The 13512-nt window shown below is 41.5% G+C and carries 13 protein-coding genes; 9 read left to right on the forward strand and 4 right to left on the reverse strand.

All coding sequences use genetic code 11. The features are described from left to right. Positions 1-9: 9 nt before the first annotated feature. Together rpmH and UYI_RS0117555 are read right to left on the reverse strand one after the other, a co-directional pair. The gene (rpmH, locus tag UYI_RS34975) at positions 10-144 is read right to left on the reverse strand and encodes a 50S ribosomal protein L34 (RefSeq protein WP_071588852.1); all 135 of its coding nucleotides are present in this window, start codon (positions 142-144) and stop codon (positions 10-12) included. A 177-nt stretch (positions 145-321) separates the two neighbouring features. After that, positions 322-837 (reverse strand): DUF2808 domain-containing protein, encoded by a 516-nt coding sequence (locus tag UYI_RS0117555; protein WP_016867952.1) that lies wholly within the window; start codon positions 835-837, stop codon positions 322-324. A gap of 765 nt (positions 838-1602) precedes the next feature. On the opposite strand from UYI_RS0117555, the gene UYI_RS0117560 reads away from it, so the two are divergent. The 4 genes from UYI_RS0117560 (at position 1603) to UYI_RS0117580 (ending at position 5986) form a co-directional block, all read left to right on the forward strand. Continuing rightward, a complete protein-coding gene (locus UYI_RS0117560; RefSeq protein WP_016867953.1) occupies positions 1603-2766 on the forward strand; it encodes a Re/Si-specific NAD(P)(+) transhydrogenase subunit alpha in 1164 nt (387 codons plus the stop codon). A 180-nt stretch (positions 2767-2946) separates the two neighbouring features. Continuing rightward, on the forward strand, positions 2947-3234 hold the full coding sequence (locus tag UYI_RS34980) for an NAD(P) transhydrogenase subunit alpha (RefSeq protein ID WP_071588853.1): 288 nt from the start codon (positions 2947-2949) through the stop codon (positions 3232-3234). Positions 3235-3457: 223 nt separating this feature from the next. Next, a complete protein-coding gene (locus UYI_RS0117575; RefSeq protein ID WP_016867956.1) occupies positions 3458-4864 on the forward strand; it encodes an NAD(P)(+) transhydrogenase (Re/Si-specific) subunit beta in 1407 nt (468 codons plus the stop codon). Positions 4865-5212: 348 nt separating this feature from the next. Further along, positions 5213-5986: a class II glutamine amidotransferase gene (locus UYI_RS0117580; protein WP_026086019.1), complete on the forward strand. Its 774-nt coding sequence runs from the start codon at positions 5213-5215 to the stop codon at positions 5984-5986. Here the strand turns inward: UYI_RS0117580 and UYI_RS0117585 are convergent. Then, positions 5983-6399 carry a hypothetical protein gene (locus UYI_RS0117585; RefSeq protein WP_016867958.1) on the reverse strand — a complete coding sequence of 139 codons (417 nt, stop codon included), beginning with the start codon at positions 6397-6399 and terminating at the stop codon, positions 5983-5985. The two genes, UYI_RS0117580 and UYI_RS0117585, sit on opposite strands and share 4 nt — an antisense overlap. 261 nt (positions 6400-6660) lie before the next feature. Between UYI_RS0117585 and UYI_RS0117590 the strand changes: the two genes are divergently transcribed. The 5 genes from UYI_RS0117590 (at position 6661) to UYI_RS0117615 (ending at position 10912) form a co-directional block, all read left to right on the forward strand. Next, positions 6661-7560, forward strand: a complete 900-nt coding sequence (locus UYI_RS0117590) for a phosphodiester glycosidase family protein (protein ID WP_016867959.1) — start codon at positions 6661-6663, stop codon at positions 7558-7560. Between the two features lie 43 nt (positions 7561-7603). Continuing rightward, positions 7604-7795 carry a hypothetical protein gene (locus tag UYI_RS32850; RefSeq protein ID WP_016867960.1) on the forward strand — a complete coding sequence of 64 codons (192 nt, stop codon included), beginning with the start codon at positions 7604-7606 and terminating at the stop codon, positions 7793-7795. A gap of 22 nt (positions 7796-7817) precedes the next feature. Continuing rightward, a complete protein-coding gene (locus UYI_RS0117600) occupies positions 7818-8393 on the forward strand; it encodes a hypothetical protein (protein ID WP_016867961.1) in 576 nt (191 codons plus the stop codon). Positions 8394-8750: 357 nt separating this feature from the next. Next, a complete protein-coding gene (locus UYI_RS0117610) occupies positions 8751-9980 on the forward strand; it encodes a molybdopterin molybdotransferase MoeA (protein WP_016867963.1) in 1230 nt (409 codons plus the stop codon). 245 nt (positions 9981-10225) lie between these two features. After that, entirely contained in the window at positions 10226-10912 is a 687-nt protein-coding gene (locus tag UYI_RS0117615) for a Uma2 family endonuclease (protein WP_016867964.1), read from the forward strand. A 152-nt stretch (positions 10913-11064) separates the two neighbouring features. Here the strand turns inward: UYI_RS0117615 and UYI_RS0117620 are convergent, their stop codons facing one another. Beyond that, positions 11065-13131, reverse strand: coding sequence for a serine/threonine-protein kinase (locus UYI_RS0117620; RefSeq protein WP_016867965.1), 2067 nt, complete (start codon positions 13129-13131; stop codon positions 11065-11067). Between the last annotated feature and the right edge of the window lie 381 nt (positions 13132-13512).

The following is a 13512-nucleotide window of genomic DNA, read 5'->3' on the forward strand; positions in this document are numbered from 1 at the left end:
TTCCTTACCCTATACGCTTAGGCGATAACGTCCTTTTTTTCTTCTGGCTCGAATCACATTTCTACCATCTGGTGTTTGCATCCTGGCACGGAAACCAGATGTTCTCTTCCTCTTTCGGTTTGTTCCCTCTAGAGTTCTCCGCATATTTTTGTCCTCTTCAGCAATTTTTTATAAAAAGCCACAATCTATAATTATATCACTTTTTAGCCAAAAGAAGTCATTAGTTATTTGTCATTAACTAAATGTACAGACGCACACTTGTGCAATCCTACCAACACCACTAACCAATGTACAGACGTGCCATGGCACGTCTCTACACTACTAACTAACACTAAGAATCCAAGTTCCCATGTAACTACGCAACGCAGCTGCATCACCAGGGCTGACAGTGTAGCAGTTGAAATAATAAATGCCTCCGAAAGCTGGATTCTTGACATTAGAAAGCACAATTTCCACATTACTACCTGCTGGCACAGGCTCTTGGGGATAAATCATAATTACACCATTTTCTCTATCCCATTTCGCTTCTGTCAGTGCTACTTTTTTGTCTCTTACCCGTACCTCAATCTTTTTAGGATCGAATTTTCCTTTGTAATAGTTGGGGTAGCTGACAACAAATTCAGAAGCAGCGACTTTCATTTTTTTGGCAGGAATTCTTAAACGATATCTATCCCAAGCATTGGTTTGTCCACCAAAATCCAATCGGAAAGGCAGTTGATTTTCACTTTTAACACCACTGAACAGCGTAAACCCTGGCAAACTCTGCGCCCAGCTAACGGCTGGGAGGCTTGTCAGTAAAAAGCCAGTCACCGCTAAGGCAGAAAATAAACGTCGCATAGTCAAGCTCCTGTGGCAGAAATAAATGTGTTGTTTCAGTAACTGGAAGTAAAGGTTCGTAACTAAACTTTACTACTGACTTTATTCAATCTAGACGTCAAAACCTCAACAAAAGTGCCATACTGTCTAGGTGTATGTAATTTTTTACTGAAAATTTGGTATTTTATTTGACATCAAGCCTACTTATGAGCTAGCGAACAGTGGAGGGGTAGAAAGTTCTCATGCTTACTAACTTATTGATATTTTTACCAGATATAAAACGCCCTAGAAATTGAGTTGTATTTCTAAATATGTACAAGTTTATCTAAAATTAAGAATTTTGTTATAAAAATTAAGCGACTTGAACAGGCGATCGCTAGCAAACTTAAGCTAGATTGGTGGCAGTAAGCATTACTCACAGCAGCAAAAATTCTAATAATTAGGGGAATTAGTTGGTGAGAAATTAATCGATATTGCACTATGTAAACAAGACACAACAATATTTTGCAATACCTAAAAGAATTTGAAGACATAGATGTAAATTCCGGGGATCAGCATAGGATGTGCAATAAATAACCTATAAATGCAAGTATATGTATTGCAACATCCATGAGCGGCACAATTAGGGTTTGTCTAGGTAGGTAGAGTGGGAAAGCGTAGGAATAACTAACAGGAAAAGCCAATAGCTGATAGCCCCACCCGTAGACCAGGAGTGCGTCGAAATACTCATGGGAAAAATTTCACAACTTGCACCAGAAATTAAGTATTTAATCTCAAGGAGATTACATGAGAATAGCAGTTGCTAAAGAAATCGAAGTGTGTGAACGTCGTGTGGCATTAGTTCCCGACATCGTAGCGCGGTTGGTTAAACAAGGTTTAGAGATTTGGGTAGAAGCTGGTGCGGGTGAACGAGCATTTTTTAATGATGCTGCCTACGAAGCCGCTGGAGCCACAATCATTGCCGATAGTGATAGATTATGGTCAGAAGCAGACATTCTCCTCAAAGTTAGCCCTCCACAAGAGCGAGAAGACGGACGCTCAGAAATAGACTTACTCAAAGAAGGATCTGTACTGATTAGCTTCCTCAATCCTTTGGGGAATCCAGTCATAGCCCAGAAACTGGCAGCACGCAAAGTCACAGCCTTGAGTATGGAAATGATTCCCCGTACCACTAGGGCGCAAAGCATGGATGCTTTATCATCACAAGCATCGATCGCAGGTTACAAAGCCGTACTCATCGCCGCTGCCTCACTGCCAAAATATTTCCCCATGCTGACAACTGCTGCTGGTACGATCGCCCCCGCCAAAATATTTATCATGGGTGCTGGCGTTGCAGGTTTACAAGCGATCGCCACCGCCAGACGTCTGGGAGCAGTGGTAGAAGCTTTTGATATTCGCCCCGCCGTCAAAGAAGAAGTACAAAGTCTAGGAGCGAAATTTGTAGAAATCAAATTGGATGAAGAAACAACCGCCGCCGGTGGTTACGCCAAAGAAATTTCCGAAGCCAGCAAAAAGCGCACTCAAGAAGTAGTCACCGAACACATCAAAAATGCTGATGTCGTCATTACCACAGCTCAAGTTCCTGGTAAAAAAGCACCTCTTCTTGTCACAGAAGACATGGTAAAGCAAATGAAACCAGGTTCAGTAATTGTAGACATCGCCGCCGAACAAGGTGGTAACTGCGCTTGTACTGATCCCGGTAGAGATATTGTTGCCCACGGCGTTACCATTATTGGGCCGATTAATCTACCATCATCCCTCCCAGTCCATGCTAGCCAGTTATATGCCAAGAACTTGACATCTTTAATGCAACTGCTGATTAAAGACAAAACTGTAGATGTTAACTTTGCCGACGACATTATAGATGCAGCCTGCATTACCCACGCCGGTGAAATTCGCTCCACACGAATAAAAGAGGCGTTACAAACCGTAACTTCAGCAGTGAGTTAAAAGGAATCGGGGATCAGGGATCAGGGAGACAAGGAGGACAAGGAAGTAGTCTTTCTTCTTTGTCTACCTACACTCCCCCACCTCCCCATCACCCCATCACCCCATCTCCCCATCACCCCATCACCCCTATCCCCACCTCCCCATCATCCTCCTCTCCCCAATACATAAGGATTTGTCAACATGACAGAAGCATTAATTGCGGCTTTGTTCGTATTTGTTTTGGCATCGTTTACCGGATTTGAAGTGATCAACAAAGTACCGCCTACTTTGCATACGCCCTTGATGTCAGGCTCAAACGCGATTTCTGGCATCGCCGTATTAGGGGCAATTGTAGCTTCCGGTGCGAAAGAGTGGAATATCTCAGTTATTCTCGGTTTGATCGCCGTGGTACTAGCAACCATCAACGTGGTGGGTGGTTTCCTAGTCACAGATCGGATGTTGCAGATGTTTAAAAAGAAGGCAAGTTAGCACCTGTTGTTTGATGTTTGGTGTTTGTTCTTTGGAATAGTTAACAACCAACAATCTACTATCAACAATCAATCCTTCGGGTTCGCCAGTCCCCCATCGTGACGGGAACCGCCTTTTTGGGGGGCTGGACTCACCACCAACAATCAACTATCAACAATCAACCACCAACAATCAACCTCCAACAATCAACTATCAACAATCAACAAATTACTGTGCTTATCTTATGACTGATTTTCTTCCGACTGGCATTCAGTTGACATATTTGGTCGCTGCATCTTTATTTATTCTGGGATTGAAAAAACTGGGTTCACCCGCCACAGCACGACAAGGCAATGTGATTGCGGCTGTGGGAATGCTGTTGGCAATTGTGGCAACACTGTTGGATCAGCATGTGTTGAACTACGAGATGATTTTGTTGGGATTGGCAATTGGATCGGTACTAGGTGCGATCGCTGCCTATAAAGTCCAGATGACGGAAATGCCCCAAATGGTGGGTTTACTCAACGGTTTAGGTGGTGCTGCTTCTGCTTTGGTTGCCGTTGCTGAGTTTTGGCGGTTGTTGCAACACGCTGAAACAGTACCCTTAGATGCCAACATTTCCATGTTGTTGGATGTGTTAATTGGTGGTGTCACCTTTACAGGTAGTATGCTGGCATTTGCCAAATTACAAGGAATTATCAGCGGTTCCCCAATTACATTTCCCTTGCAGCAACCATTCAACGCCTTGTTGTTGGGTTCCTATGTAGTAGGTAGTGGTTTTTTACTTATGGAACCACATAACCTACCAGTATTTTTGGGAATTGTCGCAGTTTCTCTAGTCTTGGGTGTGATGTTTGTCATCCCCATTGGCGGCGGCGATATGCCAGTAGTAATTTCGCTATTAAACTCATTTTCTGGTTTAGCTGCGGCGGCTGCTGGTTTTGTGGTGATGAACAACATGCTAATCATCGCTGGTGCATTGGTGGGAGCATCTGGTATCATCCTCACCGAAATTATGTGTAAAGCGATGAACCGTTCTTTGATCAGCGTACTGTTTGATGCTTTTGGCAGCAGTGGCGGTGCAGTCGCGGGTACTGCTAGTGGTGGTACAACCGATCAAACTGTCCGCAGCATCGATCCAGAAGAAGGCGCAATGATGCTGGGTTATGCTCGTTCTGTAGTGATTGTTCCCGGTTACGGAATGGCAGTAGCGCAAGCACAGCATAGTGTACGTGAATTGGCAGATCAACTGGAACGCATGGGTGTTGATGTTAAGTATGCCATCCACCCCGTAGCTGGCAGAATGCCCGGACACATGAACGTATTGCTAGCAGAAGCAAACGTTCCCTATGAACAACTGCACGATATGGATGATATCAATCCCCAGTTTGAACAAACAGATGTAGCGCTGGTAATTGGGGCAAATGATGTAGTCAATCCAGCCGCACGCAGTGATAGCAACAGTCCAATTTACGGAATGCCAATTTTGGAAGTAGATAGGGCAAAGCACACGATTGTAATTAAGCGTGGAATGAGTGCAGGTTTTGCTGGCGTAGATAATGAGTTGTTCTACAAAGATAAAACCACGATGCTTTTTGGTAGTGCCAAAGACATGGTGTCAAAGCTAGTTTCTGAGGTGAAGCAACTTTAAGGTTGAACCCCGCCCTAACACCCCCCGCACCTGGGCTAAGGTGTACACACAAGTCGGAAATAGCTAATTAATCAGGGTTTTACCCCACCCTAACCCTCCCCTTGCAAAGGGGAGGGAGCTGAATTTCCGTTTTCTCCCCGAATCTTAGGGGGATTAAGGGGGGTAAATTCAAATTGTATATACACAGTAGGCACACTGGGAAGGAAAAGATATTTTTAGCTCACTTTCAGTTAGACAATAACTAATAACTTTATTGCGATCGCAATTTTGAGTACTCTCTGGGCGGACAGTCAATGATATAAAAAAGGTTAAACCCATAACCATTACTCTTTAGCCCAGAAATACGCCATGTGTCAACTGCTAGGAATGAATTGCAATACCCCGACGGATATTTGCTTTTCTTTTGAAGGCTTTGCGGCACGGGGGGGAAAAACAGATGATCACCGTGATGGTTGGGGTATTGCTTTTTTTGAGGGTAAGGGATGCCGAATGTTTATCGATGCTAAACCCTCGATTAGTTCTCCCATTGCAGAGTTAGTGCGATACTATCCAATTCATTCCACCCATGTGATAGCCCATATCCGCAAAGCTACCCAAGGTGAAATTGCCCTAGAAAACTGCCATCCCTTTCGTCGGGAATTGTGGGGAAGGTATTGGGTATTTGCCCACAACGGTGATCTACCAGAATTTCATCCTACTGCTATGCAATATTATCAACCTGTGGGCAATACTGACAGTGAGAAAGCTTTTTGCTTGATTTTAGAAACGATACGTCAAAGTTTTCCTGAAGGTAGACCTTCTTTGGAAAAACTATATCCTGTTCTTAGAGAAATTACTGATAAAATTTCTGAATTAGGTATTTTTAATTACTTATTGTCAGACGGAGAATACTTTTTTAGTCACTGTTCCACCAAACTTTGCTACATCATCAGGCAAGCGCCCTTTGCTGCTGCCCACCTGATTGATCAAGACTTAACAGTAGATTTTAGCGAATTGACAAAACCAAGCGATCGCGTCGCCGTTATTGCTACCACACCCCTTACCGACAACGAAGTCTGGACAATCATCAAACCAGGTGAATTACTAACATTTCAAGATGGATTGCCTTTGCAGTTAGCTTAATCAAAAACATATTTTTCTGCCACTTTCCAGTAACGAGAAAAGCGCTTCAGGTCTATATAACCGTCATAATCAAAAAATGGTTCTAATTCAAAAATTTCCAAATCTATAGAACGTTCTATTTGCTGACAAATACTTTCAAATCGGGGACTAGGACTTTCTGCTGTCGCTACTTTGGTAGCATTATTTTCTTTCGCAAAAGCTAAAATTTCTTCTGCTACATCGCCACGCCGGATAATTACAGGTAACTCTAGCAAACATTCGTAGATAAAAGCGATGCGTTTGAGGCTAAGTTGCCATTCCTCTAGTAATGCATCATCCCAAACCCAGATAGCAGGTGCATCTGGATATTCTTGCAAAGCGGGGTTATGCGGACTCAAGCAGTCTCCGTGTACCCAGATCACAGGTTTATTCATAAACACAATTAAAACAATAAATTTTCAATTAACTGAAATCTATCTTGAAAATAGGGAAGTCTTAACAGGGATTGGGGATTAACTTAGCAGCAATCTCATGATCTATTGGTGTTTATCTGTGTGCATCTGCGGAAAGTCTGTAGACGTTTTGCGGCTTCCCGTTAGGGTGCGGAGGTTTCCTCCGATCGAGCTTTCCAAGACAGTGTTCGTTCAAATTTTGAGTTATTTTTTGAGAGAATTCACGCTCACAACAATTTTTTTATGTACACCAAATATTTATTCTTAATTTCTATCTTGACAATTACTGTTGTTAGTTTATCTGGTTGCAAACAACTTGAATCTCAAGCTGATACCAAAGTAGTTACAAAATGCCCTGGCAAGGATAAAAATTTTAGTATTACTTTTTTGAAAGCCAATAATCGAGGTAAGGAAGATAAAAGAGGAATTAATCATGTGATTATCTTTAATCCTAAATCAGCAGTATTAGATTTTAAGGTCAATGTTGGTTTAGCTCACCAACTTTATGCGAAAGATGCCAGAGGTAAACTACGTAAAGAATATGTCCCAAAAATGTTTCATGAATTAATTAGCGATAATAATTCTAAATTAAATGGGCTAGAACCACTAGCAGCAATCAACGCCGATTATATAGATATTAATAATAAACCACAAGGTTTAAATATTTCCAGAGGTGTAGAATATTCAGGAGAATTTAAAAATAAGCGTTCTTCTTTTGGAATTTCAGGAGGAAAACCACAACAAAGATTAGCTACCATCCAAGCAGGTAGAAGAAGTAATAATATTCTCAACTATAATATTGTAGGTGGAAATGGCAGATTTTATCGTAACGGTCGCTTTAAAGATATTTGTAAAGATTTAGGTGAATTTGCTTGTAAGCAAGCCACAAATCGTTCAATAGCAGCTATTACCAACCAAGGATATGTAATTCTTTTAGTAAATGACTTAAAAGCAAATTCAGATATAGAAGTATCGGATTTAAATCAAGAGCTTTTACCAAATATGTTCGATGATGTATTAACGGGAATTGCTAACAATAACTGCTTAGGGAATATTCAAGAAGGTATCTTATTTGATGGTGGTCAGTCTCCTAGATTGTACTATGACAAGAAAATTTATTTTTTGATTTATAAAAAAGATTAGTTAGTGGTTAGTTGTTAGTTGTTAGTGGTTAGTTGTTAGTTATTTGAACAACCAACAACCAACCATCAACACCCAACAATCAACCATCAACACCCAACAATCAACCATCAACACCCAACAATCAACAATCAACACCCAACAACCAACCATCAACAACCAACAATCAACAATCAACAACCAACAATCAACAACCAACACCCAACAACCAACTAATACCAAAGCTGCGCTAGGCTAGAGGGTGGATCAAAAAAAACACTATGACGCCTTCAGAAATTGCAAGTACGCTAGCAGAATTATTTGGTGAAGCAGATGTCAAGGCGATCGCACCCGGTTCTTGGCAAGTAGAAACTTCTACCTTTCGTCTACTGGTACTACTTTCAGATGATGAAAGTTGGTTGCGACTTTTGATACCGATAGTACCAGCACAACAAGCCCAACCTTTTTTAGAACAGTTTTTAGAAGCAAATTTTGATGATACTCAGCAAGTACGTTATGCCTTACAGCAAGGTGTAGTTTGGGGAGTATTTCAACATGGCTGCAACAGCTTGGTTGTAGAAGATTTTCGAGATGCGATCGCCAGACTCATTACTTTACATGCTGCTGGTTTAGATGATGCCTTTAATCGGCTAGTAGAAAGTCGCATCCGCCAGGTGATTATAGCAGCGAAACTCCAAGGTCAGTCCCTAGAATCGACGATGCAAAACCTGGAACGTTTCTACGCCGAAGGATTAATGGGAGATGAAAACCAAACTTCGCAAGCAAGAGAAGAAACTCTAGCTGCTTGGCGACGCCAGTTGGAAAGACTTTGGCCAGAAATAGATGTGAATGGTTAATGCTAAACGAATACAAGCACAAAACTGCTGATTTATATAGCCTTAGAAGTCATCATTACGATGAAGCACAAGCTAAAACTGAGTATGATGCACAACTAGAGGCACTAGTTACAGGAAAAGGAATCTGGAACGATATAACTATATTTTTTACGTTAGGTCGTAAACCAATGGACGACTTTTCATAATTCACAGCCGAACTAATCCTACTTCTATTAATGCTTGAGTCGTAATTTCATATCACGGCAAAATTTATGTATAAGAAATCGACCACAGATGCACACAGATGTACACGGATAGATTATTTCGTTTGGTTTTAGTCTGAAGTTGGTGTACTCTTTTTAGTTGGAGCTATCTCTAATGCTTTCAGTTAGTGAAGCAGAAGCAACTATTTTCAATTTAGTATCACCTCTGGATAACCAGCAGGATATGGAAATTGTCGATTTGTTAGCAGCAGATAGTCGCATTCTTGCTTCTGCGGTTGCGAGTCAGTTGGACTTTCCCTATTGGGATAATTCCGCGATGGATGGTTACGCAGTACGTTACGCTGATGTACAGCAGGCGACTCAACAACAGCCTGTAATTTTAGAAATTGTTGAAGAAATTCCAGCCGGGTATCAACCCCAATCTACAATTCGGCCAGGGCAGGCAGCGCGGATTTTTACTGGTGCAGTCATGCCAGCAGGTGCGGATACTGTGGTCATGCAGGAAAATACGCAGCGACAGGAAAAGCGTGTATTAATCCTGACAGCACCTCAAAAACCACAAGAATTTGTTAGACAACGTGCAGCTTGCTATGAAGCCGGGACACAATTATTACCACCAGGCATTATGTTACATGGGTCAGAAATTGCTGTTTTAGCGACTGCCCAGTGTACACAAGTCAGTGTTTATCGCCGTCCACGAGTAGCAATTTTTTCTACAGGAAATGAACTCGTCCCCCCAGAAAACCCCCTGCAACCAGGACAAATCGTCGATTCTAACCAGTATGCTTTAGCAGCTTTAGTTAGGCAGAGTGGGGCAGAACCATTAATGTTAGGCATAGTCCCAGATGAACCAGCTGCCTTAGAAAAAGCGATCGCCTATGCAGTATCCAACGCCGACATAGTGATTTCTTCTGGTGGTGTTTCTGTGGGAGATTATGACTATGTTGAGCAAATTATCAAGTCTTTAGAGGGGAAAATTCAGATTCAAGCAGTGGCAATGAAACCCGGTAAACCCCTCACAGTTGCAACATTTAGAGATCAAGTAATTTACTTTGGTTTACCAGGAAATCCAGCATCAGCATTGGTGACATTTTGGCGATTCGTACAACCAACTATCAAAAAAGTTTCTGGGTTGGTAGATGGTTGGCAACCAAAGTTTATTAAAGCATTAAATCATCAGGAATTGCGATCTAATGGTAAGTGGGAAACTTATTTTTGGGGCAAATTACATTTACAAAACGGAATTTACGAATTTCAGCTTGCTGGTGGCAGTCAAAGTTCTGGTAATTTAATTAATCTCGCCCAAACTAACGCTTTAGCTGTGATGGCTGTGGGGCAAACATTGATTCCTTCAGGAGAAGAAGTGCAAGTTTTACTCAATTAATGTGAGTTCGATAGATTTCATTAGCCCAACATCCCGCCCTCAAATAAATTTGGGGCTAATAGTTAAAACCCACTCCAAGTAGGTTGAAGGGCTGATTTATTCAGTCTACTTTAAGTAGACTTGGGCTATTAGCCAGAAAATTTATTCTCTGGCGGGAAATAGGGCAGGTGCAAGATTTGAGCGATCGCCCTCAACACTCATTCGACTAACCTAAAATAGACCTAGCAAGCTAGACGAGGGCTGTCATGCTCCAGTACAATCCCTTAGACTGTCTGCCATCCTCGGCAGAACTTCCCGATTCTGATGACACCCCAGTGGATAACGAACTACAAAATCTGATTCCAAACTTATTAGCAGCAATTTTGGCTTTAGCATGGAGTCAGCGCACTGATTGGTTTTTCGGTGTAGATATGGCTATCTACTATGCCCCCAGTCAATCGCCCTTAGTACCAGATGGGTTTCTCAGCTTGGGGGTAGAAAGGTTTGTTGACGAAGATGGGCGTTTAAGTTATGTGCTGTGGGAAGAGGATGGTATTGTCCCAGTTTTTGCATTAGAGGTTGTTTCCAAAACCTACGGTGGCGAGTACGAACAGAAAAAGCTTGATTATGCGCAATTAGGAATTTTATATTACGCGATTTACGTACCAACTCGCCGCTATCGACGCAAGCGAGAACCTCTAGAAGTTTATCGCTTAGTTGAGGGAAATTATGTATTACAACCAGGTGCGCGTGTCTGGATGCCAGAAATTGGTTTGGCAATTGGGCGAGAACAGGGAACCTATCAAGGACGCACACGAGAGTGGTTATACTGGTATGACCAAGAGGGACGAAAATTACCCACACCAGAGGAATTAGCACAACAAGAACGACAACGTGCAGAACATTTAGCGCAAAAGTTGCGGGAATTAGGAATTGATCCAGACAAAATTTAAGACTGGAATTAGTTGTTAGTTGTTAGTTGTTAGTTGTTAGTTGTTGGTTGTTGGTTGTTCTTTAGTAGTTAGTGGTTAGTTGTTTGTTTTCTCCCTTGTCTCCCCACACTCCCCCATCTCCCTTGTCCCTTTCCAATCCCCAATCCCCAAACTCAATTCTGCACTCGCCAAATCTTAATAATATTGTCCGCACTACCGCCACTAACAACATTCTGCCCATCTGGACTGATAGCAACAGAATAGATATAACCAGAATCTCTTTTGAGGGTACGAATTTCTTTTCCTGTTTTTAGATCCCACAGTTTAATCGTATTGTCACTACTACCACTTACAAGTCTGACTGTATCTAAAGACTTATTTTTAGCAGTGTTAGGTACAAAGGCAACGGAATTGACTTTATCAGTATGCTCTTTTAAAGTCAGAGTTGCTTTTCCTGTTGCCAAGTCCCACAGTTTAATAGTTTTGTCTTTACTGCCACTAGCTAGGCTAGTACCATCGGGACTAAAAGCTACAGAAATAATCAAATCAGAGTGTCCTTTCAAGGTGCGGATATTCTTAGCAGTATTGACATTCCATAGTTTAATTGTCTTGTCCCAACTGCCACTGGCAACAGTTTGCCCATCGGGACTAAAAGCTACAGAAGCGATCGCCCTAGAATGTCCAACAAGAGTGCAAATTTCTTTTCCACTTCCCACATTCCACAGTTTGATTGTCTTGTCTAAGCCAGCAGTAGCAAGAGTTTGCCCATCTGGACTAAAGGCTACAGAAGTAACCCCAGCTTGATGTCCCTTAAAAGTGCGAATTTCCCTGCCAGTTGCCAGATCCCACAATTTGACTGTTTGATCTGCACTCGCACTAGCAAGAGTTTGCCCATCTGGACTAAATACCACACCCCAAATCCAGCCGGAATGTCCTTTCAAGGTTTGAATTTCTTTTTGGGTTGCTAAATCCCATATTTTAATAGTTTTGTCATCACTACCACTAGCCAGCTTTTGCCCATCCGAGTCAAAAGCCACAGAATTAACATCACTAGCATGTCCTTTTAAAGTGCTAGGTTCGTCAGAGTTTTGGACAATAATATCTTGAGGTGGAACAAAATCAGAAGACTGAGTTGCCTGTTGGCGAGACTGAAAATACCAAACCCCTGCTAATGCCAATATGACAATCACAGCATTAACTAACAGGCGATTTTTCAGTTTCTTACTTGATTTTGCAAAAAATCCGCCTCTATTTTCTGGCGAACCTGACAGTATGGTTTCATCAAGTTCTGGTAATAGCGGTGGTTGACGTGATAAATCTTTAATCACATCATCGGCTAATTGATAGCGTTCTTGAATCTCTATCTTTAGCAGCTTATCTAAAACCCTACCCAACTCCATAGAAAGGGCAAGTCCACCTCTACTAGGAGTACTGAAATATTGCCACCAAGATGATACCCAACCATAACCTTGTTGCATCCACAATTTGGATGGAGAAGTTCCAGTTAGCAGGTAAAAACAAGTAGCCCCCAAACTAAATAAATCACTCGCTGGATAAGCTTCTCCATCCTGCATTTGTTCAATGGGAGTATAGCCGTGTGAACCGATAGTTGTTCCCATTTTTGGCTGCACTGTTGTTGTCAGCAGCTTCGAGGCTCCAAAATCAATTAACACTAGCTCTCCCTTTGAATCTCTTTCTAAAGAAGGATGCAAAGATTTACGACGAATAATGTTTTGAGGCTTGATATCTCGGTGAACTACTCCGCGATCATGGATAAATTTAAGAACTGGCAGTAAATCTAATAAAAGTTCTCGAATTTCTCTTTCGCTAAATCTACCTCGCTGCTGCAATTCTTTGAGTAAATTTTGTCCATCAATATATTGCTGTACTAAATATAAGTAGTTATCTTGCTCAAAGTAAGCTAGCAGATGAGGAATTTGTGGGTGTTCTCCTAACTCTTGCAATCGTTTGGCTTCTTGTTCAAAAAGCTGAACCGCTTTTTTTAGCGCCCCCGTATCTTTGACTTTTGGCGCTAATTGCTTAACAACACATTTTTCATTTAGTTTGTCGATATCCTCCGCTAGATAGGTGATACTAAATCCACCTTCTACAGACAATCTTTCGATAACACGATAGTGACCTCTCAGCAGAGGTACTAGTGGTGTTTTACAATTCTGACAATATTGGCTACCATCAGGATTTAAAGGATGTTGGCACTCGGGATTCAGGCAGCAAATCATACTAAAAATAAATTTGCAGCTTGAGTATATATTAATTCATGTCGTATCATTTTGCTATTAAGTTACCAAAATAAACTTTCTGACTTAGAAAGAAATCTACTGGTAACTAAGCAATCTAAAATTAAAGTATAGACATTTTTCTATCATCATGGTTACTAGCAGAACAGCCGCTGCGATAAGTGCGCTTGTGTACCCAAATTGTATACTGCGAAAGAAGCACGTAAACGAAATTTTTAACTGAACATTGGCACAAGTCTGTTAAAAATTTCCTAAATACCACTTTGGTATGATAAAGACTATGCAAAAACAATACAAGCTCTGATGTAGAGTTTACGTATTTCAAATTTTATAAAAACAACTATCTAAAGTAGTAAAAACAGG

The organism is Fischerella muscicola PCC 7414, assembly GCF_000317205.1.
Lineage (GTDB): Bacteria > Cyanobacteriota > Cyanobacteriia > Cyanobacteriales > Nostocaceae > Fischerella > Fischerella muscicola.